The 22,877-nt window shown below is 40.2% G+C and carries 17 protein-coding genes; 10 read left to right on the forward strand and 7 right to left on the reverse strand.

Going from position 1 to position 22,877, the window contains the following annotated elements; genetic code table 11:
• Positions 1 to 435: 435 nt before the first annotated feature.
• The gene (yedE, locus tag ACE2AL_RS03285) at positions 436 to 1,650 is read left to right on the forward strand and encodes a selenium metabolism membrane protein YedE/FdhT (RefSeq protein WP_206084790.1); all 1,215 of its coding nucleotides are present in this window, start codon (positions 436 to 438) and stop codon (positions 1,648 to 1,650) included.
• The gene (yedF, locus tag ACE2AL_RS03290) at positions 1,647 to 1,886 is read left to right on the forward strand and encodes a sulfurtransferase-like selenium metabolism protein YedF (RefSeq protein WP_206084545.1); all 240 of its coding nucleotides are present in this window, start codon (positions 1,647 to 1,649) and stop codon (positions 1,884 to 1,886) included. Before yedE ends, yedF begins: the two co-directional genes overlap by 4 nt.
• A gap of 396 nt (positions 1,887 to 2,282) precedes the next feature.
• On the opposite strand, the gene ACE2AL_RS03295 is transcribed toward yedF, so the two are convergent.
• Positions 2,283 to 2,792: a GNAT family N-acetyltransferase gene (locus tag ACE2AL_RS03295; RefSeq protein WP_206084546.1), complete on the reverse strand. Its 510-nt coding sequence runs from the start codon at positions 2,790 to 2,792 to the stop codon at positions 2,283 to 2,285.
• A gap of 240 nt (positions 2,793 to 3,032) precedes the next feature.
• Positions 3,033 to 3,938 carry a recombination-associated protein RdgC gene (gene rdgC, locus ACE2AL_RS03300; protein WP_206084547.1) on the reverse strand — a complete coding sequence of 302 codons (906 nt, stop codon included), beginning with the start codon at positions 3,936 to 3,938 and terminating at the stop codon, positions 3,033 to 3,035.
• A 209-nt stretch (positions 3,939 to 4,147) separates the two neighbouring features.
• On the opposite strand from rdgC, the gene mak reads away from it, so the two are divergent.
• Positions 4,148 to 5,053 (forward strand): fructokinase, encoded by a 906-nt coding sequence (mak, locus tag ACE2AL_RS03305; RefSeq protein ID WP_206084548.1) that lies wholly within the window; start codon positions 4,148 to 4,150, stop codon positions 5,051 to 5,053.
• A gap of 985 nt (positions 5,054 to 6,038) precedes the next feature.
• Entirely contained in the window at positions 6,039 to 7,988 is a 1,950-nt protein-coding gene (locus ACE2AL_RS03310) for a bifunctional 2',3'-cyclic-nucleotide 2'-phosphodiesterase/3'-nucleotidase (protein WP_206084549.1), read from the forward strand.
• Between the two features lie 175 nt (positions 7,989 to 8,163).
• Here ACE2AL_RS03310 and ACE2AL_RS03315 read toward each other — a convergent pair whose 3' ends face one another.
• The 3 genes from ACE2AL_RS03315 to ACE2AL_RS03325 all read right to left on the reverse strand — a co-directional run bounded on the left by ACE2AL_RS03315 (position 8,164) and on the right by ACE2AL_RS03325 (position 10,723).
• Positions 8,164 to 8,463 (reverse strand): type 1 fimbrial protein, encoded by a 300-nt coding sequence (locus tag ACE2AL_RS03315; RefSeq protein WP_206084550.1) that lies wholly within the window; start codon positions 8,461 to 8,463, stop codon positions 8,164 to 8,166.
• Positions 8,464 to 8,912: 449 nt separating this feature from the next.
• Positions 8,913 to 9,512 (reverse strand): nitroreductase family protein, encoded by a 600-nt coding sequence (locus ACE2AL_RS03320; RefSeq protein ID WP_206084551.1) that lies wholly within the window; start codon positions 9,510 to 9,512, stop codon positions 8,913 to 8,915.
• A 350-nt stretch (positions 9,513 to 9,862) separates the two neighbouring features.
• On the reverse strand, positions 9,863 to 10,723 hold the full coding sequence (locus ACE2AL_RS03325) for a MetQ/NlpA family ABC transporter substrate-binding protein (protein WP_272538978.1): 861 nt from the start codon (positions 10,721 to 10,723) through the stop codon (positions 9,863 to 9,865).
• 250 nt (positions 10,724 to 10,973) lie between these two features.
• Between ACE2AL_RS03325 and ACE2AL_RS03330 the strand changes: the two genes are divergently transcribed.
• Together ACE2AL_RS03330 and ACE2AL_RS03335 are read left to right on the forward strand one after the other, a co-directional pair.
• Positions 10,974 to 12,008 (forward strand): isopenicillin N synthase family dioxygenase, encoded by a 1,035-nt coding sequence (locus ACE2AL_RS03330; protein WP_375083979.1) that lies wholly within the window; start codon positions 10,974 to 10,976, stop codon positions 12,006 to 12,008.
• 49 nt (positions 12,009 to 12,057) lie between these two features.
• The gene (locus tag ACE2AL_RS03335; RefSeq protein ID WP_272574203.1) at positions 12,058 to 13,341 is read left to right on the forward strand and encodes a cystathionine gamma-synthase family protein; all 1,284 of its coding nucleotides are present in this window, start codon (positions 12,058 to 12,060) and stop codon (positions 13,339 to 13,341) included.
• Between the two features lie 51 nt (positions 13,342 to 13,392).
• Here the strand turns inward: ACE2AL_RS03335 and ACE2AL_RS03340 are convergent, their stop codons facing one another.
• Together ACE2AL_RS03340 and sbcD are read right to left on the reverse strand one after the other, a co-directional pair.
• Complete coding sequence (locus tag ACE2AL_RS03340; RefSeq protein WP_375083980.1) at positions 13,393 to 17,076, reverse strand: AAA family ATPase; 3,684 nt, start codon at positions 17,074 to 17,076, stop codon at positions 13,393 to 13,395.
• A 5-nt stretch (positions 17,077 to 17,081) separates the two neighbouring features.
• Complete coding sequence (gene sbcD / locus ACE2AL_RS03345) at positions 17,082 to 18,293, reverse strand: exonuclease subunit SbcD (protein WP_272574205.1); 1,212 nt, start codon at positions 18,291 to 18,293, stop codon at positions 17,082 to 17,084.
• Between the two features lie 236 nt (positions 18,294 to 18,529).
• Between sbcD and phoB the strand changes: the two genes are divergently transcribed.
• From phoB to ACE2AL_RS03365, 4 genes are all read left to right on the forward strand, one after another.
• A complete protein-coding gene (gene phoB, locus ACE2AL_RS03350) occupies positions 18,530 to 19,219 on the forward strand; it encodes a phosphate regulon transcriptional regulator PhoB (RefSeq protein WP_206084557.1) in 690 nt (229 codons plus the stop codon).
• A gap of 23 nt (positions 19,220 to 19,242) precedes the next feature.
• Complete coding sequence (phoR, locus tag ACE2AL_RS03355) at positions 19,243 to 20,553, forward strand: phosphate regulon sensor histidine kinase PhoR (RefSeq protein ID WP_206084558.1); 1,311 nt, start codon at positions 19,243 to 19,245, stop codon at positions 20,551 to 20,553.
• 491 nt (positions 20,554 to 21,044) lie between these two features.
• Positions 21,045 to 22,370, forward strand: coding sequence for a branched-chain amino acid transport system II carrier protein (brnQ, locus tag ACE2AL_RS03360; RefSeq protein WP_206084559.1), 1,326 nt, complete (start codon positions 21,045 to 21,047; stop codon positions 22,368 to 22,370).
• 157 nt (positions 22,371 to 22,527) lie between these two features.
• A complete protein-coding gene (locus tag ACE2AL_RS03365) occupies positions 22,528 to 22,845 on the forward strand; it encodes a DNA-binding transcriptional regulator (RefSeq protein ID WP_272681901.1) in 318 nt (105 codons plus the stop codon).
• Positions 22,846 to 22,877: the final 32 nt, after the last annotated feature.

The raw sequence follows: 22,877 nt of genomic DNA on the forward strand, positions 1-22,877 counted from the left end.
TTATATTTTTGAGTCAACATGAATGTTATTACTGGAGTCAAATGGGCTGACTACAGACTACGCATAGCAAGCGAAGCCAGAAATGGCAATTTCATATTATACTCCTCTATAGATAAAATAAGACTACATTTCCAGCGTTACCTTTAAGGTAACGCTTTTTTTTTACTCAATATTTTATCGTATAATAAATGTGTATTTTTTCGCACCAATAACATAATCAGAATGGAATAACCGCCAATCTAGCACCAAATGTCCCTTAATAATGCAGAAAATCAATCTTTTCCCTATTTTTTGATAAAAGAACTTCACGAAAAGAAATATCCGCGTATGATATTTTCACTTCGCTGTGGGGTATCGATATAACAGATTATAAAGATAATTATACAACGGCGAACTTCTCTGCCAGGATCTGGCGTGAATAAATTGGATGTAACAATGACTTGGTCTGATTTCAAATCTCACTATCTCATCGGTTTTTGGAAACCTTTGCCCGCAGTGATTGCCGCAGGTATTTTATCAACTTACTACTTTGGCTTAACGGGTACATTTTGGGCCGTTACGGGTGAGTTCACTCGCTGGGGTGGACACATTATGCAACTCTTTGGCGCTCATCCAGAAACGTGGGGTTATTTCAAAGTCATTGGCTTTGAAGGATCACCACTTGATCGTATCGATGGCGTCATGATTATTGGTATGTTTGCGGGGTGTTTTGCCGCAGCGCTTTGGGCCAATAATATTAAATTACGAATGCCACAGCATCGTATTCGCATTTTCCAAGCTATTCTTGGTGGTATTATTGCTGGATTTGGTGCGCGTTTAGCGATGGGATGTAATTTGGCAGCATTCTTTACTGGGATCCCTCAGTTTTCTCTACACGCATGGTATTTCGCTGTTGCGACTGCGGCAGGGTCATATTTTGGCGCTAAGTTTACATTGATGCCGATGTTTAGGATCCCAGTCAAACTGAAAAAAGTCAGTGCGGCATCACCATTAACGCAAAATCATGATGTGGCGAAACGACGCTTTAAGTTAGGGATGATTATTTTTACCTTAGCATTGGCGTGGGGTTTTTATACCTTGCTTGACTCTCCAGTGATGGGTTTTGCTATCCTTTGTGGAATTGGCTTCGGCTTATTAATTGAACGAGCTCAAATTTGTTTTACTTCTGCTTTTCGTGATTTATGGATCACCGGTCGAACCCATATGGCTAAAGCCATTATTATTGGGATGGCTGTCAGTGCGATTGGTATCTTTAGCTATGTTCAATTGGGGGCTACACCTAAAATTTTATGGGCAGGCCCAAATGCAGTGATTGGCGGCTTACTATTTGGTTTTGGTATTGTCCTAGCGGGTGGCTGTGAAACAGGTTGGATGTACCGAGCAGTGGAAGGCCAGGTTCACTATTGGTGGGTTGGTTTTGGTAATATTATTGGTGCCACTATCCTCGCTTATTATTGGGATGATTTAGGCCCTTGGTTAGCGACCGATTTTGACAAAGTGAATTTATTAGAGACCTTTGGGCCACAAGGTGGTCTGTTGGTGACGTATGCATTATTGGCAGTGGCTTTTGTGCTGATGTTAGTCTGGGAGAAGCACTTTTTCCGTAAGCGTACACAAAAATCACAGCAAACATCAGCGGAGGCAATATGAGTAAGAAAGAAATTATCCCTGATTATCGTTTAGATATGGTCGGGGAACCTTGCCCATACCCTGCAGTCGCAACATTAGAAGCGATGCCATCACTAAAAAGTGGCGAAATATTAGAAGTGGTAAGCGATTGCCCACAATCCATTAATAATATTCCGTTAGATGCAAAAAACTACGGCTATACGGTTTTGGATATCCAGCAAGATGGGCCGACGATACGTTATTTAATCCAAAAATAACGGATACCCGAGATACCCGTCATACTTTGCGCCGCCGCGTTGTTGACTGCACTCACAGGCTCTAGTCACATACTTTAGTATGCTCCTAGAGCCTGTTCGGTTGTCGCCTAGCTGCAACACTAATTATTTAGGGTATCTTAGCGGTATGATAGGCCATATCATTCGTTGATTGACGTGATGAATTCTTGCCGCCGCGTTGTTGACTGCGCTCACAGGCTCTAGTCACTTCCCTATGATTGCTCCCCATATTTCAAGTGGTGGCTTTGTTGGCTTCGTTAGTCACATACTTGTGTATGCTCCGCGTATCCTCACTCGCCGTCTTGCCACCTCATGACTATTTAGAGCAATGCAGTGATTATCATGATGCAATGCATTCATATTTTAAATTAGTGGTGGTTATTCGTCCTGCCAGCTAGCAATATCTAACACCAGCTCACATTCATCATCGATGTATCCGCCAGTTGGAATAAACCCCAGTTTTTTATAAAACTCAAATGGGCTTTCTTCCCCTTCACCACAGCTATTATAAAGGCGTGGATAACCTTTCTTTTTTAGATAACGTATTACTTGGATTAATGCTTCGCGACCAAAGCCTAATTTTTGGTAAGGCTCCGCTATCATGAAGCGCCAGAGCATGATGCCATCATATTCGAGCTCGTCATCATCTAAACCAGAGTGCAGCATGATAAATCCAACGGGGGTATCATCCGCATAAATCCCTCTGTACCAGGCACAGTCTGAAAACTGTGCCTCAACCATTGAGTAAGCATTATCAGCAACCATATTACGTTGTGCTTCACTCAGTGTGTGGCTAAGTAGGCAAATTTCTGAGAAATTGTCCGCAGTGATTTTTTGTAAGGTAACTAATGAATTTTCATCCACTTCAGGTTCGATAAGCTCTTTCATGACTATTCCTTCGATAGAATATTGACCATAATTCCAATAATGGAGGCTGATATTTATTATTTTTATTTAACAAATTTGAAACTAAAGTAAATTTGTTACAGGGTTGTAATTTAATCAACCAGAGATTTCACAACCAGTCAATGACTTAATTGTGGCTATGCAAGCGGAGTCTAAAAAGAAATGGCAACTTACTTTTTAGTGCGTTGCCATCGTGAGATAAGAAAGAAAATTTAAGAAGGGTTAGTGTTCTGCTTCACCGCCCAGAACATCAATCAAGCGAGCGATTAAGGCGCTCAGTTCGCTTGTCATTAGAACATAATCCGCATCAAATTTTTGTGCGTAATCTTCTTTGCCGATGTCGTCATTTTGGTCTTTCAATGTATCACTGAATTTAAGTCTTTTTAGCGAACCATCATCAGATAACATAAATTGAATGCGCTCTTCCCAATCTAAAGCGAGCTTCGTGACGAGTTTACCTGCCTCGATATGTGTCGCAATTTCATCAGAGATCAGATCTTGCTTCTTACAGCGAATAATTCCGCCTTCTTCTAAGATAGCTTTTAGCTCAGCTTCATCCATCACAGCAAAGCCTTGAGGGAGTGAGCCTGAACGGATCCATTCGGTGAGTGTGAGTTCAATTGGGTCTTTAAATGTAAGAGGAACAACAGGAAGAGAGCCTAAACTTTTACGTAATAAGGCTAAGTTATCTTCAGCGCGTTTCGCACTTGCTGCATCGACAATAATGAGTTGATTGACGGTATCAATCCAAATATAGGTTTTGCTAAATTTACTGAATGCACGAGGTAGTAAGGTGTGAACGACTTCGTCTTTTAAGGCATCTTTTTCAGTTTTTTTGAGTTTTCGGCCTTGGTCTGCTTCGAGTTTCTCTATTTTGTCCTGTACTTCTTGTTTAATGACAGGAGATGGCAGCATTTTTTCTTCTTTTTTAGCACAAATCAGAATTTGGTTACCTGCAGCGTGGGTTAAGGCATCTGCACCATTCATCGGCGCGACCCAACCTGTTTGCATCATGTCTTGGCTGCCGCAAGGGTGATAGGCAAGTGCGGCAAGTTGTTTTTCCAGATCGTCTGCAGAGAGTGCCAAATCTCGATTCAGGCGATAGACCAATATATTCTTGAACCACATGAAAAACCTACCTTTGTTGATAAATAGCCAGTTAGAGCAGGGCCTATGATAACGAATTGTCGGTTATTAAGCGAAAAAAATATATTTGGCCTAAGGTCCTATTAAGGAAGTTAAGCAATCCTTCAGTTTTTATCTCTTATACTTGAAAAAAGCATCCTAGACAGGTCATGATGGTGAAGATAAACAAGAAAATCAAAGAGAGCTGCGCAATGAGAATAGGAATTGACCTAGGTGGCACGAAAATTGAAGTGATTGCATTAGATGATGATGGTGAAACCTTATTTCGTAAGCGTGTTTCAACACCAAAAGGCGACTATCCTGCAACACTCAGCGCTATTGTCGGTTTGGTAAATGATGCGGAAACGGCAACTGGGCAAACAGGAAGTGTGGGAGTTGGAATTCCAGGCACCTTATCTCCTGTGACTGGAAAAGTGAAAAATGCCAATTCAACATGGCTGAATGGCCAGTTTTTTGATGCCGATTTAGGAAAATTATTAGGGCGTGAAGTTAAAGTCGCGAATGATGCGAATTGTTTAGCGGTATCCGAAGCGGTTGATGGCGCAGGTGCGGGGGCAAAAGTGGTCTTTGCCGTGATCATTGGGACGGGGTGTGGCGCAGGTATTGCACTTGATGGGCAAGTACACTCAGGCGGCAATGGCGTAGCAGGGGAATGGGGACACAATCCATTACCCTGGCAAGATGATAGCGACAGGCAGTTCTTATCAAATGAAAACTGCTATTGTGGCTTAACAGGCTGCACAGAGTTGTTTGTCTCTGGGACAGGCTTTATGGCCGATTATGCTAAATTATCGGGTGAGGCAAAAATAGGTTTAGACATTGTTAAGTTAGCCCAAGAAGGGGATAAATTTGCTAAAATTGCGATGGATAATTATTTGAATCGACTAGCAAAAGCATTAGGGCAGGCGATCAATATGCTTGACCCTGATGTCATCGTGTTAGGGGGAGGAATGAGTAACGTAGATAGCCTCTATGAAGAGCTACCCACACGCATTCGCTCATGGGTATTTGGGCGTGAGTGTGATACACCCATTCGTAAAGCGGTGCATGGCGATTCGAGCGGGGTACGCGGCGCGGCTTGGCTATTTTCGTCCTAATTTACGTTGTGGCGGTGTTAGCTGCACTCGGCTACTCAGGTCACATACTTGTGTATGCTCCCTGAGCTAGCCTCCTTTGCCGCCTAGCCACACCGAAAATTAGTTAGAAAATAATAGGGTTCTCTATTTGTCCTAATTTACGTTGTGGCGGTGTCAGTTGTACTCGGCTACTCATTTTTTCATCATACTTCAAGCTGTGACTACGTTGGCTTCATTCAGCCACCCTAGTCACATACTTGTGTATGCTCCTAGGGATGTCTTCATTTTGCCGCCTTGCCACAACTCGAATTATTTAGAAAAAAGCGTGGATGTGATGAAAATTAACAAGAAATAGAGTTTTACGTTGTGGCGGTGTTAGCTGCACTCGGCTACTCATTTTTTCATCATACTTCAAGCTGTGACTACGTTGGCTTCATTCAGCCACCCTAGTCACATACTTGTGTATGCTCCTAGGGATGTCTTCATTTTGCCGCCTTGCCACAACTCGAATTATTTAGAAAAAAGTGTGGATGTGATGAAAATTAACAAGAAATAGAGTGTTAGTTTTCATGTTTAAATAATCATCTTTTATTGCTTAAATTAAATTTATATTAATTAAAAATTAAATAATACGTATATTTATAAAACATAAAATTTAAGTTAAATAAGTTTCTCAATACTAAGTGATATCAATCACAATTCTTTTTTTCCTACGAAAATTATTCACAAAACACTAAAAAAATAATTTCAGTTATTTGGCGTGAATTTGTCATGAATAATTCATTTTTGTGACAGATATAAAAATCAGGCTCGATAAAAAGATGAAAACCGTGATTTAGTCACAAAAAATGGTTACTGTTTGCAGTGTATTATCATTAAAAATTGACGTTATGCACATTGTGTAAAATTTTAATGCCATTTTGTTGGTTATTTGCTCAATGGCATAAGGTGTGTATACGGATTCGAGAGGCAATTTTCTCTCAATAAAGGCAACTAAGGGGATCAAATGAATAAAGTATTGAAGCTCTCAACACTTGCTATGTTAGTCGCATTTAATGCGAACGCGGCAACGGTTGATTTACGTGTTATGGAAACATCAGACGTTCACAGTAACCTTGTAGACTTCGACTATTATAAAGATAAACCAACAGAACAATTTGGTTATGTTCGTACTGCGACTTTAATTAAAGCGGCAAAACAAGAAGCTACAAACGCTGTACTCGTGGATAACGGAGACTTAATCCAAGGTAGCCCACTGGCTGACTATATCGTTGGTGAAGGCCTAAAAGATGGCGAATCTCACCCTGCGCACAAACTACTGAATACAATGGGTTACACCGTCGGTAACTTTGGTAACCATGAGTTCAACTTTGGATTAGATTTCTTGCATAAAGCCATTGAGGGGGCAAAATTCCCATATATCAATGCCAATATTATTGATGCAAAAACAGGTAAAAACTACTTCAACCCATACATTATTGTTGATACGCCAGTTAAAGATAGAGACGGGAAAACGCATACCATTAAAGTGGGTTACATCGGTTTTGTTCCACCTCAAATTCTTATTTGGGATAAACCAAACTTAGAAGGCAAAGTTTTAGTTAATGACATTACTGAAACGGCGAAAAAATTTGTGCCTCAAATGAAAAAAGAAGGCGCTGATTTAGTTGTTGCTATTCCTCACTCAGGTTTCTCTCAAGAGCCTTACAAGGCAATGGCTGAAAACTCCGTGTATTACCTCAGTGAAGTCCCAGGAATTGACGCCATTATGTTTGGTCACTCACATGGTGTGTTCCCAAGCAAAGACTTTAGCGATATCAAAGGTGTCGACATTGCAAAAGGAACTGTCAATGGTGTTCCAGCTGTTATGCCAGGTCAATGGGGGGATCATTTAGGGGTTGTCGATTTAGTGGTTAGCAATGACGATGGTGCATGGAAAGTGGTTGATGCAACAGCACATGCTCGCCCTGTTTATGACAAACCAAATAAAAAAGCCCTTGTTGAACGTGATGGCGACCTTGCGAAAATTATCGAAAAAGAGCACGAAGATACCCGTAAGTTTGTCGGTAAACATATTGGTAAAGCGTCTGAAAACATGTACAGCTTCTTAGCGTTGGTGCAAAGTGACCCAACGGTACAAATTGTCAATGATGCGCAAATCGATTACACCAAAAATTTCATTCAGGGTGACCCTGATCTGGCCGATTTACCTGTGTTAGCAGCAGCCGCACCGTTTAAAGCGGGTGGTCGTAAGAATTCACCAACTGAATTTATTGAAGTCGAAAAAGGTGATTTAACGTTCCGTAATGCAGCGGATCTTTACCTGTATCCAAACACGTTAGTTGTGGTTAAAGCAACGGGGGCGGATGTGGTTGAATGGCTAGAATGTTCTGCGGGTATGTATAACCAAATCGACCCACAATCAACGGCGCCACAAAGCTTGCTGAACTGGAACGGTTTCAGAACGTATAACTTCGACACAATAAGTGGCGTGGATTATCAAATCGACCTGACCCAGCCTGCGAAATATGATGTTGATTGCCAAACCGTGAATAAAGATGCTAACCGAATCAAAAACGTCACTTACCAAGGTAAACCGATTGATCCAAAAGCAACTTTCTTAGTGGCAACCAACAACTATCGTGGCTACGGTGGTAAATTCGCAGGTACAGGTGATAGTAATATTGCATTTGCTTCTCCAGATGAAAACCGTTCAATTTTAGCCGCGTATATTGCTAAAGTGTCTAAAGAAAAAGGTGAAATTTCAACGAAAGCGGCAAACAACTGGTCATTTACACCAATTAAGACAGACAAAAAACTGGATGTTCGCTTTGAAACTGCACCAAGTGAAAAAGCGGCTAACTTTATTAAAGAAAATGCACAGTATCCAATGAAAAAAGTGGGTACTGATGACATTGGTTTCGCTATCTACCAAGTGGATCTAACGGCTAAGTAAGCGTTTTAATTAACGTTATAGTGAGCCTGCCCTATTGGGTGGGCTTTTTTATATTAATAAAATAAGAAAAATGGGGTAGGAAGATATTTTGATGGTAAATAAATAACGCTCGGCGCATTTTACTGACAACTATCGAAACACGTCGAGCGGTTATTGATTTTTGACACCTAATAAATTATTCATAAAACACATTCAACATAGGTAGTTTACTGAACTTATCGTATTCGACTTTAACATACTCAGATTCTATTTTTTTGCCATTTTTTAAAGAGCCTGTCATTGAAATGTCTTTTCCTTTTCGGTAGCACACAACATTGACACGTTCTTGGTCATTCGCATTTATAGCACATTGTGGTTCATACACAGAACCAGTGAATGTGATTGTCCCTCCTGATGAGTTATTACTAGCATAGGTGAAAGAACAACTTGAAATGATTATAGCAACTACAGATGTGAGTAAAGATAAACGTTTCATAGTCCACCCCCTAAATAACACTGAGAACAGTGTTTTTTTGCCTTCACTTTTAGTGTAGTTCAATTATTAGTAATGCAAACTAAATTTTCTAAATATATTTGGATTTTAGTATTGGAGCGATTTAGTTCATTGATAAACATCAAAATTTATTTTATTCTTATATCATTCGATTGATCGTTAATCATTGTTTTTTTTGAATTAATAGCAAAGAAGGGTGGTGTGAAATTATCTTTTTATTTAAGTTAAATTTTATTGGTAAATATGTTTTTTGAATTTATTGTTACATTAAATAAATTTTAAATATAAAAGTAATTTGGTGTTCTATTTTCTTTATTAAGGTAATCGTTAGTGATGATTTATTTTGTGGGGGATTTAATAAATGGTGAAAATAAAATGCCCTTATAAATAGTTTTATAAGGGCATTTATTTTAAAATCTTACTGTTTCATTTTATTTGAAAACTTTGAAACGTACATCGTCATCCATAAAGGCTTTATCACCTGCTGGCGCATTAATCGAACCAAATACCATTTGAGCACGTAAGACCCAATTAGCAGGTGTGTTCCACGTTTTTTGTACATCATTATCCACTAATGGATTGTAGTGTTGTAATGATGCGCCGATATTTTCTTGAGACAACGCAGTCCACACAGCGAATTGTGCAATACCACTTGCTTGCTCTGACCAAATTGGGAAGTTATCTGCATATAAAGGGAATTGCTCTTGCAAACCTTTTACAATGTCTTGGTCTTCAAAAAACAGGATAGAACCTGCACCCGCTGCAAAACTATCAATTTTTTGTTCTGTAGCGGCAAAAGCCTGATCTGGCACAATTTTACGCAGAGCTTCTTTGGTCATATTCCATAATTTCTTATGTTCAGCGCCAAACAGAATGACCACACGCGAAGTTTGTGAATTAAACGACGATGGTGAATGCTTTACAGCTTCTTTAATTAATTTTGTTACGTGTTCTTCAGATACAGGTAAAGCATCGCCGAGGTTATAAATAGTACGACGATTTTTAATCATTTCGATAAATGCGTTAGACATTTTAGTCTCCTAGATCTTCATTAGCGCACGGCATTTTATAGAATCTATCTTAGAAGCCGCAGTTCGTTTCAATAGTAACTACTATAACGGGGGAAAGTTAAAATCATAGAAAAAAAATTTAACCGTAAGGTTCAAAATTTTAGGCTAAGATTTATTTTTATAAATAAGTAATAAATTCAATATATTAAATTTATTTTTTTGCAGTATTTAGTTTTTGACAAGTTAAAATAGGACATTGGGCATCAAATGGGTAGAAAAAAATTGAGGATATTAAAGGGGGAAAGATGTATCAAGATAAAGGGTCTAGCGGGGGCGTAATCCCGCTAGACAAAAATGATAACTAGTTTTACTTAATTGAGTTCACTGACATCTTTGGTAATTTCAATTTTGGTTCCACCAAAGTTATCAATGATATATTTTCTGACAGCTTCAGTGTGGTACAACTGTGCTAATTTAGCAAATTTAGGGTCATCTTTATTATCCGATTTTACGACTAATAAATTAATATTGTTCTTGATAGTGTCATCATTTTGTTCTCTAAATAAAGAATCTTTTAACACATTAAGTCCACCTTCTTGTGCTGCAGTATTACCGATAATGGCAATATCGACATCAGGCAAAGCTCTTGGGCCATGTGCATATTTTATTTGTCTAAATACCAAATCTTTTGGGTTTGCAATAATATCATTAGTCGATCCAGTCGCTTGATTAAAATCAGGTTTTAATGTGATTAATTGAGCCTTTTCAAGTAATTTTAGTGCGCGTATATGATTAGCTGCATCATTAGGGATAGCCACAATGGCTTGTTTAGGCAAATCTGCAAGGTTTTTATGTTTTACCGAATAAATGCCCATTGGTTCAAAATAAGTGGTGGAAATCGCGGCCAATTTATTATTATGGTTTTTATTGAAGTCTTTTAAAAAACCCCATGATTGAAATGCATTGACATCAACGTCCCCATCAATTGTTGCCACATTAAGTGTGATCCCATCATCAATGATTTTGACATCAATATCTAAATTTGCTTCTTTCGCACTTGGAGATTGCGCAATAAATTTCCATATATCAGCATCACTTCCATGGCTGCCAATAATAATTTTTTGCGATGTTTGTTCTTGCTGATTTGGCTTATCGGTTGAACTTTCCTCTTGTGAACAAGCGGTTAGCGTAGAAAATGACAAAGCTAATAATAATGCAGATATTTTTTTCATTCGATTATCTCTAATAATTTTTGTTGGTGATATCTAATCAAACAAAAATAGTTTTTTATAAATAATATTTTATTCAGACTCTAAGCTTTTGGTTATATACAGAAAATACACATGAACTCATTCGAAATTGTTATATCGATATAGTTTTAAATTATTTTTAGCAATATTTATTGTGGTATCTAATCAGATATTAAAAATAAACGTGAAAATTCTTCACCATCTAAAAAATAATTTAAAAGGTTGATTAATTATGTCTTTAACACAATTGCCTATTATTGATTTACATGAACTTGATAATCCTGAAACCAGAGATGACTTTTATAAAAAGCTACGTTTTATCGCTCGTGAAATCGGTTTCTTTTATTTAGTTGGTCATAACATTACACCAGAATCTCGTGAGCAGCTCTTAACCACGACAAAACAATTTTTTGCCTTACCAAAGGCAGAAAAAGAAACGATTTCTATGGCGCATTCTCGCCATTTTCGCGGCTACACTGCGTCAACAGAAGAAAGCACTCGAAATCAGCCTGATTACCGTGAACAAATTGATATTGGTGAAGAGTTACCCGCGCTCGAACTGACAGAAAATGACCCAATTTGGTTTAACTTACATGGACCAAACCAATGGCCTCAGGCCTTACCCGAGCTGAAACAGCAAGCGCTGGCATGGCAAAGTGATATGCGTGCCATTGCAGTGAAGCTCATCAAAGCATTTTTGGTTGCTTTAGATCTCCCTGAAAATAGCTTTGAGCACATTATTGCTGAACCTGCCCAGCATTTATTGAAGCTTATACACTATCCCGCGAGAGAAGATAATAACGATGGAGAACAAGGTGTTGGTGCTCATAAAGATGCAGGTATTTTAACCTTATTGTGGCAAGACAACAGTGGCGGCCTACAAGTCGAAACGGATAATGGCTGGATTGATGTCGCGCCATTGGAAAATGCATTTGTTGTAAATATTGGTGAAGTGTTTGAATTAGCAACTAACGGTTATTTACGAGCTAACGTGCACCAAGTTGTGAGAAAGAAAAACAGTGATTCCCGTTATTCCATCGCTTACTTTATTACACCAAGTATTTTTGCTGATGAAGTGCCATTATTAACCTTACCAAGTTATTTAGCACAACAAGCTTTAGGGCCTGATAGCGATCCTCTCAACCCTTTATTTACCAATTTAGGAAAAAATATGATTAAAGGCCGTTTACGTTCACATTTAGCGGTAACACGCAGATTTTACCCTGCGGAATATGCGCAAATAATAAATAACAGTAATATCCTATAACGAATAGAACAAATTGACATTGATAAAAGAAAATCAGTTGGAGCTAAGTATGTCAGATCAAAGTTACAAAAAAGACTTAAATGGAAGGGCATTATCGCCTGAAACCTTAATGATGAGTTATGGGTATGACCCGCAGCTTTCAGAAGGGTCGATTAAGCCTCCCGTTTTTCTGACGTCAACGTTTGTATTTAAAACGGCTCAGGAAGGAAAAGATTTCTTTAATTTGGTTAGTGGGCGCACACAAGCGCCTAGTCACCAGAAGCAAGGGCTCGTCTATTCACGATTTAATCACCCCAACAGTGAAATTGTTGAGGACCGGTTAGCGTTGTATGAAGGGGCACAAAGTGCCGCTTTATTTTCATCCGGTATGTCAGCGATTACCACTTGTTTGATGGCGGTGTTACAACCTGGAGATGTATTACTGCATTCACAACCACTCTATGGTGGAACAGAAACTTTGTTTCTCAATACGTTAAAGCGGTTTGGTATTACATCAGTGCCTTTTCAAAATGGCTGTGATTTAAACGCTGTTTTAGACGTGGCAAATAGTATTGAGCAAGGCCAAAAGATTGCGGCCATTTATATTGAAACGCCATCAAACCCGCTAAATACAGTGGTTGATATTGAGTTATTGAGCCAAGCAGCGAAACTAATTGGTCAAAAACAAGGTGGAGAAGCCCCACTATTGATTTGTGACAATACGTTGTTGGGCCCTGTATTTCAAAAACCTCTCGCATTAGGTGCGGATTTAAGTGTGTACTCACTAACTAAATATGTGGGTGGACATTCTGACCTTGTTGCAGGGGCTGTTGCAGGTAGTCATGAACTGGTGAAAAAAGTCAAAGCGCAACGTAATGCCATCGGAACGCAATTAGACCCGCATTCAAGCTGGATGTTAGGGCGTTCTTTGGAAACGCTGCAATTGCGGATGGAGAGGGCAAATAACAGTGCACAAACGCTGGCTGAATTTTTATATCAGCACCCGAAAGTGAGCAAAGTGCATTTCCCTGCATTTTTTCCGAAAGGCAGTGTTGAATACCACGTTTATCAGAAACAATGTAGTGGTGCAGGTTCAACGTTCTCCATTAATGTTGGAAAAGATGAAGCTGATGCGTTCCGTTTTTTAGATAATCTCGCGATTTTTAAACTAGCAGTGAGCTTGGGGGGAACGGAATCATTGGCAAGCCACCCTGCTTCAACAACGCACTCAGGTGTTGCACAAGCAGTACGTGAGAAAATTGGGATTAGTGATAACTTAGTGCGTTTATCTATTGGTATCGAGAATGTAAATGACCTAAAACATGCATTAGAGCAAGCATTAGACGCCATCTAAGCGATTAAATATTATGGAGAGGAATAGGTTTGCTCCTCTCCATTTTCTTGACTAATTTAACCGATATTGAGATGGTAGCTCGCTAAAACCAAGGCCATTGGCTTTTTTCACATTTATCTGTACTGGAATACGCTCTTTCATCGCTTCTACATGACTAATAACGCCAATCATTTTCCCTGAAGCATTCAGACTTTCAAGAGCATCAAGGGCAATATCTAGCGTTTCGGCATCCAAAGTACCAAATCCTTCATCTAGAAATAGTGACTCTAATTGTGTGCGGTTGCTGACCATGTCTGAAAGTGCCAGTGCTAATGCTAAACTAACAAGAAAGCTTTCCCCCCCAGATAACGTTTTGATATCTCTGACAGAATCAGCCTGCCAGCTATCGATAACTTGTAACTCTAAGTTAGCTTGGTGGCTACGTTGCAATATATAGCGGCCATGGAGCTTATCGAGTTGTTGGTTGGCTAACGTTACCAAACAATCAAGCGTTAGGCCTTGTGCATAGCGGCGGAATTTATCCCCTTCAGCGGAACCAATGAGTGCATTTAAATAACTCCAATCATCGTAACTGAGTTGGCTTTTTTCTATTTCTTGCAGTAAATCTTGTTGCTGGTGGCGTTGTTGTCTATCGGTATCTAAGCGATTAATAATGCGCCCTTGTTGTTGATTATATTGTTTAATTTCCTCATCGAGGGTTGTGATAATGTCGTTTAATTGTGCCTCAGAAAGTGACGAAAAATCTGTGGAACGTTGCTGACTAAGGGCTTCGAGTGCTTGCATGCCTTCTTGATGGCGGGTCTCACTTTGCAATAGCGTTTGGCTGACTCGTTGCTTTAACGCTTCTAACTGTTGTTTTTCTTCAAGGTTTAACAATGCCTCAAGGAAGGTTTGTTGCGTGCTAAATGGGCTTTTTGCCAGTGCATCATTAAATTGCTCTTGCGCTTGTTGATGTTCGAATTTGGCTTTATTGAGTGTCTTGATAATCTCCTGCAAGCGACCATTAAGTGAGGCAATATTTTTATCAACTTCATTTAGCTGTTGACTAAGTTGTTCTTGAGCTAACGAAAGTGCCTCTTGTTGAGTATTCATCTGTTGGATAAATAGAGGTATAGGTAGTCCTGAAAGTTGTGTTTTGCGCTCAGCGTTTTTTTGCTGAAGGACTATATTAGCTTGTTTAAATTGAGTTTCTTCTTTTTCAATTTGCTGATTGAGTTGCTTTAATTGGTCGGATTCAGATTTAAGTGTGGCGCTTGTGACCTCAATTTTTTGGTTTAGAGCCTGCGCGGTGATTTTTTGAGTATTGTAAAACTCACCACGTTGAGTGATATCACTCAACCATTTATCAAAGTTTTCACTTTCTGGTAAGTTCAGATCAAAATGGACTAAAGCTGTTTGAAATTGCTCAGTTTGTTCATTTTTTCGTTGCTGTAATTGAGCCAGTTCTCTCTGCGATTCATCAAATAATTGGGTTTGATATTTTAATCGCTCTTCAATGAGTGAAAGGCCTGCTTGTTGTTGAGTTAAATACGTTTGCTGGTCGTGCTGCAACTGCTTAGCTTGCTGATATTCACGCTCTAATGTCATGAATTCATGGGTGATTTTTTGTTGTTGTGTTAGTTTAGCAGTTAGCTCATTGATAAAGGCACTCACAGCCTGCTCGTTCAGTGCTAATTCAGGTGTAAGTGCTTGCTCACATGTTTTTTTCCAGTTGTGAACCAAGCTATCTAGGTGAGCAGTGGTTTGCTGCAATTGTTGTGCTTGCTCTTTTTGGCGTAGCTGCTGTGTTTCGGATAGCGTGGATAACTTAGTTTGTTGTTGTTTAAGGTGGTCAAGCTGCTCAGTTAAGTGAATGAGTTGCTGTTGTGTTTCGCTCAGGTGAATGGATTGGTATGTTTGTACCGCTGGATGTTGCGTGGAGCCACATAGTGGGCACGGTTTTCCTGAAACGAGTTGTTGACGTTCTTGCTCTAAACTGACAATTTTCTGTTCTAATTGGTACTTTTCATTGGTTAGTTTGATGCGAGGTGCCAACTCATTGATTTGAGACTCAGTCAGTTCGCGTTCTTTTTGTGTTTGGCTGCTCTGTTGCTGTAAATCAGCATGTTGCTGATTGTGTTGCTGTAATTGGGCTTGCGCACTCAGGTATTGGGACAGCATTAACGGTAATAATTTGGCATGCTGTAAACGCGTTTGCAGTTGCTCAATCTGTTGATTAACTGCATAAATATCGTATTTTTCTTGGTCGGCTTTGTATTGTTGTTCTTGTCTTTTAAACGCGAGTGTGTGTTTTTCTAAGGTGGACGTAGTTTGTGTTAATTCTTCTGTGCGTTTTTGTTTATCCACTTGCAGTTGTTCAATTTCTTTTGAGAGTTTCTTTTGTTTCTGTAATAAGGTATTGAGCTGATCTCCTAATTCAAAAATAAAACGCCCTTGCTGTTTCCAACTGCCTATTTGCGCGTTGATATCTGCATCTTTTTGTTTTTCATTTAGAAATATGTTCAACTCGTTAAGTTGATGGGTTGCCTGTTGAATCTGGCCTTGTGTCTCATTTATCCACTGTTGTTTTTGTTCAAAAGTTACCTTTTTTTCAGCTATTTGTTGTTTTAATTCGTGTTGTTGCTGCGTTAACTGCAAAATTTGGTTATCGAGAGGGCGAACTGTTTCATCAATCATTTGGTTTTGTTGTTTTACAAAATCAATATGTTTGCGGTGTTCATCCTGAGATTGAATGAGTGTGGCTTGTAGCGGCGTTCGTTCGGCCTGTTGTTTTTCCAGATTGAGTTGTAACTGCTGTTGTTGTTCTGTGTATTCAGTGAGTTGCCTCTGTAGACTTTCAATATTTTGCCAAAGAGGGCGTAGCGACTCCGCAGGTTCGCCATTCGATAGTTTCTTCAGTTGTGGTTGCGCCGTTTGGTATTCAAGTTGGGCATTTTTTAGTTCATTATCAAGTGATTGTAATCTCACAGTGAGCTGGTTGTGTTGTTGCCACCAATTAAGTTCCTGTTGATGCTGTGCACGCTTTTGCTTTATTTCAGTTTCGTGTTTCAGTAACGTATTTTGCTGTTCTAGCAGCTCTTGGTGTTCTGATTCCGTAAGTAAATTAATACTTTGCGCTCTGGCTTTTAAGAGATCTAAATCTGTTTTTGCTTGCTTGTGTTGGTTAAAAATATATTTGGAGATTTGGCTATAAATTTCTGTGCCTGTAATTTCTTCAAGTAGGTCAGCGCGTTCTTTTTCGGAAGCGTTTAAGAAAGCGGCAAAGTCCCCTTGCGATAGCAAGATGGATTTTGTAAAGCGGCCAAAATCTAACCCTGTAATTTTGGTTATTTGGTCGCGAATTTCAGATACCTTAACGGTAATGATTTTGCCATCAGCCACTTGGGCAAGTTCCGCTTTCGGTGGTTGCAAGTTGCCATCTGGTTTATTACCTGCGCGGCGTTGGCTCCAAAATGCGCGATAGGCCGCACCTTTGACTTCAAATTCCACTTCTGAAAGGCAGTCCCCGGTGTGGCGGGTCATCAGTTCGTTTTGGCTTGCGGAAATTGAATCTAATCGTGGTGTCCGATGATATAGCGCTAAGCAGATGGCATCCAATAAGGTGGTTTTCCCCGCACCCGTTGCGCCTGTGATGGCAAATAGCCCCTGGCTGGCAAACGGCTCTTGCGTAAAGTCGATTTTCCATTCACCTTTGAGAGAATTAATATTTTTGAGGCGTAAGCTTAAGATTTTCATATCAATTACCCTTGCTCTTGGCGTAATGCGTCGTAGGATTGTTGGAAAAGTTGGGTTAGACGCTGTTCACGTTCAGGGTCTTCTAGCGTTTCTTCGCTAAGGCGGCGTAAGAAAACCTCTTCTACTGTAAGTTCATTCAGGGTTTCATTGGCCAACGCAAGGTTTTGCCCTTGTTTTTGCTTTCTCGCACGGCGCAGTAACACGACTTCAACGGGAAGGTTTTGTGTGAGTGCTTCGATGCGTTGTTGAATATCCGCGAGATAATCTTGAGAGGCCACCTCAATATCCAACCAAACTGCATTCTCACCTTGGTAATCTTGCCATACGCTAAGTTGTTGTTCTATTTCTTTTAATGAGCCTTTAATCGTCTGTAAGGGCTGAAAAATAGGGATCGCTAACGGGGTGATTTCGGTTAATTCGCTGCCTGTGAATTCAACTAAACAGACACTTTTTTGTTGGGCGGTTTCATCAAAACTGAGGGCAATAGGGGATCCGCAATAGCGAATATGTTGTTTTCCACCAATCACTTGAGGGCGATGAATATGGCCAAGAGCAATATAATCCGCAGGGGGGAACGCCCCTGAAGGGAAGGCTTCTAATGTGCCAATATAAATATCACGCACGGAATCGGTTAATTCCGCGCCAATGACAGTTAAATGCCCCGTAGCAATAATTGGAATATCCACGCCGAGCATTGCGCGTTGTTCGAGGGCAAATTGGTAGCTGGCTAGGTAATGGTCATGAATAGCGGTTTGTAGCGAAAGCTGTTTTTCTTCAATACTTTGCCCTGCAACACTCAATTGAATATCCCGAGGGCGTAAAAAAGGAATGGCACACACGAGGCCAATGGGTTGCGATTGTTTATTGTGTAGAGTAATAACATTCGGTTCACTGCCAGAGGTGACCACTTGGGTATTGAGGTAGCTTAATAATGCGCTCGATTCATTCAGAACGGAGACGGAATCGTGGTTACCGCTCAAAATAACCAACTGGCACCCCGTTTTTTGCAAGTCCACAATAAATTTATTATATAACTCGCGGGCATAACTAGGTGGTGACCCTGTATCAAAAATGTCCCCTGCTACGATAACGGCATCAACGTGATGAATTTCGACTTGGTTTACTAACCAATCTAAAAAGTGTTGGTGCTCAGGCGCACGGCTTTTGGTAAAAAAGTATTGGCCAAGATGCCAGTCAGAGGTATGAATAATGCGCATGAGCCATCCGTTCCTGTCTTTGATAAAGGGCATAAATTACTGCTATCCAGTATACCTGATCCTATCAAAACCTCGTGTTTTTCTCGTGTTATGGCGGAATTATTTCACTTAGATGACATTTACCCGCTAATATAAGGAGAAATATTTGATTTGCGAATAGACATTCATAATTCTGTCATAAAAGTGACGCATAATGCGTTCACATTAACAATGTCTTCTTATTTACAGGAACAATCATGGCAAGACGCATTCTAGTGGTTGAAGATGAAGCGCCCATCCGAGAAATGGTTTGTTTTGTATTAGAACAGAATGGTTTTCAGCCAATTGAAGCTGATGATTATGACAGCGCAATTGCACAGTTAGTTGATCCTCTCCCTGATTTGGTTTTATTGGATTGGATGATCCCTGGTGGTTCAGGTCTCCAAGTGATTAAACATATGAAGCGCGATAGCGCGACGCGTGATGTTCCCGTGATGATGTTAACAGCACGCGGGGAAGAAGAAGATCGTGTGAAAGGGCTTGAAGTCGGCGCTGATGATTATTTGATTAAGCCGTTTTCCCCGAAAGAGTTAATTGCTCGCGTTAAAGCTATTCTCCGTCGGATCTCTCCGATGTCGACAGAAGATATCATCGAAATGAATGGGTTAACGTTAGACCCAACCTCCCACCGTGTGACGAGTAATGACACCCCGATTGATATGGGGCCAACGGAATATAAGCTTCTGCATTTCTTTATGACTCACCCTGAGCGTGTATACAGCCGTGAGCAGCTCTTGAATTATGTGTGGGGCGCGAATGTTTACGTCGAAGATAGAACGGTGGATGTGCACATTCGGCGTTTAAGAAAAGCGCTAGAAACTGAAGGTCATGATAAAATGGTGCAAACAGTACGCGGTACGGGTTACCGTTTCTCTGTTCGTTATTAACGACAAACTAGGGAGAGACATGCGTGCTTGAACGCTTATCGATTAAACAGCTGGTTTGGGGGCTGTTTTTATTTATCTTGCCAGCGCTGATTTTGTCCATTTTTATCGGGCATTTGCCTTGGCTGTTGGTGGTTTCGTTACTGGCAGCCTTAGTGTGGCATGCATATAACCTGCTAAAACTATCTTATTGGCTTTGGTTGGATAAAAGTATGTTACCACCCGAGGGGCGAGGAGGATGGGAGCCGATATTTTACGGTATATACCAGATGCAGCAGCGTAATCGTAAACGTCGCCGCGAATTAGGGCAGTTGATTAAACGTTTTCGTAGTGGCGCTGAATCCTTACCCGACGCCGTTGTGATGATGACCACTGAAGGCAATATTTTTTGGTGTAATCGCCACGCTCAGGCTTTGTTAGGCTTTCGCTGGCCAGAAGATAATGGCCAACATATTTTCAATTTATTGCGCTACCCTGATTTTAGTCGTTATTTTTCAATCAAAAGCTACGACCAAGCATTAACCATTGAGCTGAATAGTGGGGAAATTGTTGAGTTTCGTATCTTGCCTTATACCGAAGGGCAACTACTGATGGTGGCGCGAGATGTCACTGAAAAACGTCGGTTGGAGAAAGCGCGTAGGGATTTTTTTGCTAACGTTAGCCACGAACTACGTACTCCACTTACCGTTATTCAGGGATATCTTGAGGTAATGGATGACCAGGAAGGTATGCCAGCCGTCAATAAAAAAGCGCTGAATGTGATGCAAGAGCAAGCTCATAGAATGGATAATTTGGTTAAACAGCTTTTGCAGTTATCTCGTATCGAAATTGCACCGCAAATCAACCTTGATGAGCAGGTAAACATTCCAGTAATCCTCAAAATGATTGAGCAAGAAGCGTTAAGTTTAAGCCAGGGCCGCCAGCAATTTGAGTTTAATATCGATGAATCACTGCGAGTACATGGCAATGAGGAGCAACTGCGCAGTGCTGTGGCGAACTTAGTGTATAACGCTATTAACCATACGCCTGAAGGCACAAAAATTCGTGTGGATTGGCGTAAAACCAGTCTTGGTGCTCAATTTAGTGTGAAGGATAATGGGCCAGGGATCCCGTCAGAGCATCTTCCACGTTTGACAGAGCGTTTTTACCGTGTGGATAAAGCACGTTCACGTCAAGGTGGTGGTGGAACAGGGCTTGGGTTGGCTATTGTGAAACATGCCGTTCAGCACCATAGCAGCCAGCTGGTGGTCACTAGCCAAGTTGGTAAAGGGAGTGAGTTCTCATTTACTTTGCCACCTGTGCTAATCGTTGATGATAAAAAATTGAAAAAATCCTAAATGATCCCACTTTATTAATATAATCAACTTGTTAATAAAGTGGATCCTGCTTGCTTACCTATTAATTAATTTTGTTAATACATTATTTTTTTATATTATCCTGCCAATTAATGATTTTGATATTATATATCCTACCAGTTAGTAAAAAAAATGAATGACAAAATGATGAGTTGATTATTTTTCGAACAAATCATATAACGAGTATTGTGATTTTACTGAAAGGAATCACTGGTTCTGAAAATTAGTTTAGTTATTTCCTCTTGTTTTCGGGTTTGCTATTGCCTTTTTGCCCTATAAAAGTTCTACTTGTTGTCAGTTATTGGCGATTTTTTCTGTTTTTTGATTTTTCGTTTTGTCATAGGCAAGCAGGCATACTTTTTTATATTGTTAACAGTATGTTTATCAGAATTCTATCTCGCTATATATATTTCAAAGGGTTGCTAAGTGCATATCCGTAATTTTTTATTTTCGCTACTAAAAATTAACATAATATGGCTCATCGTTTATCATCAAGAGATATCATCGCATTAGGTTTTATGACCTTTGCGTTATTTGTCGGGGCAGGAAATATTATTTTCCCTCCGATGGTTGGCTTACAGGCAGGGGAACAAGTTTGGACCGCCGCACTTGGCTTTTTAGTCACGGGTGTGGGTCTACCTGTATTAACAGTTATTGCATTGGCGAAAGTTGGGGGCGGAATTGAAGCCCTGAGTTCGCCAGTTGGGAAAACAGCGGGTTTACTGCTAGCGGTAGTCGCTTATTTATCTGTCGGCCCGTTATTTGCCACACCAAGAACCGCAACAGTATCGTATAAAGTCGGGATCGCACCATTATTTGGTGGCGAATCTGATATGTTACTGTTTATCTATAGCGCGGTTTATTTTGTGTTGGTAATTGGTATTTCGCTATATCCAGGGAAACTGCTGGATAGCGTAGGGCACATTTTGGCGCCTGTTAAAATGCTGGCATTGGCTATTTTGGGTGTTGCAGCGGTGATGTGGCCTGCGGGCGATCCAATTCCGTCGACGGTAGACTACCGTGATATGGCTTTTTCAAATGGCTTTATTAACGGTTACCTCACTATGGATACCCTCGGGGCGATGGTGTTTGGGATTGTTATCGTGAATGCGGCGCGTTCAAGGGGTATCGAAAACTCATCATTACTCACTCGCTACACCATGTGGGCAGGCTTAATTGCTGGGGTACTGTTGACGCTGGTGTATTTATCCTTGTTTAAACTGGGTGAAAACAGTGGCTCGTTGATCCCAAATCCAGAAGATGGTGCGGATATCCTACATACTTATGTGCAATACACGTTTGGTGGCTACGGTAGCTTCTTCCTTGCGGTATTGATTTTTGTGGCTTGTATGGTGACTGCGGTTGGCTTGACCTGTGCTTGTGCAGAGTTCTTTAGCCGCTACGTGCCAATTTCTTACCGTAAGCTGGTGTTGATCTTAGGTATTTTCTCTATGGTCATCTCAAACTTAGGTTTGAGTAAATTAATTGCCTTCTCATTACCTGTACTGGTTTCAATTTATCCACCTTGTATTGTCTTGATCTTACTGAGCTTTACATTGAAATGGTGGAAAAATCCAACGGTGGTGATAGCCCCAACGATGCTGGTAAGCTTTGTGGTCGGTTTAATTGGTGCGGTGAAAGCGTCCGAACATTTGAAAGTCTATATCCCAGAGTGGATGACAGCGATGCCATTGTATAAACAAGATTTAGTTTGGGTATTACCTACGCTTGTTGTCTTAGTTGTCGCGATTGTCTGTGACAAAGTGGTGTCACCATCAGTGCAGCATAAGCAAGCTTAATTATCTGAATTATCAAATAAAAGGGAGCCGATTGGCTCCCTTTTTCTTTTTGAGTGTTTTCAAAACTGAAATGTACTTACCAAATAAATGTAGAGTTTTTTTGTTGAAATTAGTACTCGGTACGAATGAAGTGGTGTGTATGCGCAAGGAGGTGCAGATGAACTACTTAGAGCTTATTGAAACGACAGTATTTAGTCGTGAGCGAAAGTTATTGATGGACGATGATGAGTTTCAATTATTTCAGACATTTTTGTTAGAAAATTATGAATATGGTGACACGATAAGTCGCACTAGCGGATGCAAACATACTGGAATGAAGCAACAAGAGTTTGCTGAGGCGATTGGCTCAAGTGTGGATTTAGTCCGTAGTTGGGAGCAAAAGCGTAGATTCCCATCGGGCATGGCACTTAAAATTTTATTTCTTATTGAAAAAAAACCTAGCATTATCGATGAGTTAAGGAATATTCGGGTTTAACCAAGCCCATGATAGTACAGGGCTTGGTTTTA

It is taken from the genome of Providencia xihuensis (assembly GCF_041953405.1).
GTDB classification, from domain to species: Bacteria; Pseudomonadota; Gammaproteobacteria; order Enterobacterales; family Enterobacteriaceae; genus Providencia; species Providencia vermicola.

Coding starts and splice junctions, on each gene's coding strand:
- ACE2AL_RS03365 (WP_272681901.1), top strand. CDS start 22,528: ATGAACTACTTAGAGCTTATTGAAACGACAGTATTTAGTCGTGAGCGA.
- ACE2AL_RS03310 (WP_206084549.1), top strand. CDS start 6,039: ATGAATAAAGTATTGAAGCTCTCAACACTTGCTATGTTAGTCGCATTT.
- rdgC (WP_206084547.1), bottom strand. CDS start 3,938: ATGTGGTTCAAGAATATATTGGTCTATCGCCTGAATCGAGATTTGGCA.
- ACE2AL_RS03320 (WP_206084551.1), bottom strand. CDS start 9,512: ATGTCTAACGCATTTATCGAAATGATTAAAAATCGTCGTACTATTTAT.
- sbcD (WP_272574205.1), bottom strand. CDS start 18,293: ATGCGCATTATTCATACCTCTGACTGGCATCTTGGCCAATACTTTTTT.
- yedE (WP_206084790.1), top strand. CDS start 436: ATGACTTGGTCTGATTTCAAATCTCACTATCTCATCGGTTTTTGGAAA.
- phoB (WP_206084557.1), top strand. CDS start 18,530: ATGGCAAGACGCATTCTAGTGGTTGAAGATGAAGCGCCCATCCGAGAA.
- ACE2AL_RS03315 (WP_206084550.1), bottom strand. CDS start 8,463: ATGAAACGTTTATCTTTACTCACATCTGTAGTTGCTATAATCATTTCA.
- ACE2AL_RS03325 (WP_272538978.1), bottom strand. CDS start 10,723: ATGAAAAAAATATCTGCATTATTATTAGCTTTGTCATTTTCTACGCTA.
- mak (WP_206084548.1), top strand. CDS start 4,148: ATGAGAATAGGAATTGACCTAGGTGGCACGAAAATTGAAGTGATTGCA.
- yedF (WP_206084545.1), top strand. CDS start 1,647: ATGAGTAAGAAAGAAATTATCCCTGATTATCGTTTAGATATGGTCGGG.
- ACE2AL_RS03295 (WP_206084546.1), bottom strand. CDS start 2,792: ATGAAAGAGCTTATCGAACCTGAAGTGGATGAAAATTCATTAGTTACC.
- ACE2AL_RS03330 (WP_375083979.1), top strand. CDS start 10,974: ATGTCTTTAACACAATTGCCTATTATTGATTTACATGAACTTGATAAT.
- ACE2AL_RS03335 (WP_272574203.1), top strand. CDS start 12,058: ATGTCAGATCAAAGTTACAAAAAAGACTTAAATGGAAGGGCATTATCG.
- brnQ (WP_206084559.1), top strand. CDS start 21,045: ATGGCTCATCGTTTATCATCAAGAGATATCATCGCATTAGGTTTTATG.
- ACE2AL_RS03340 (WP_375083980.1), bottom strand. CDS start 17,076: ATGAAAATCTTAAGCTTACGCCTCAAAAATATTAATTCTCTCAAAGGT.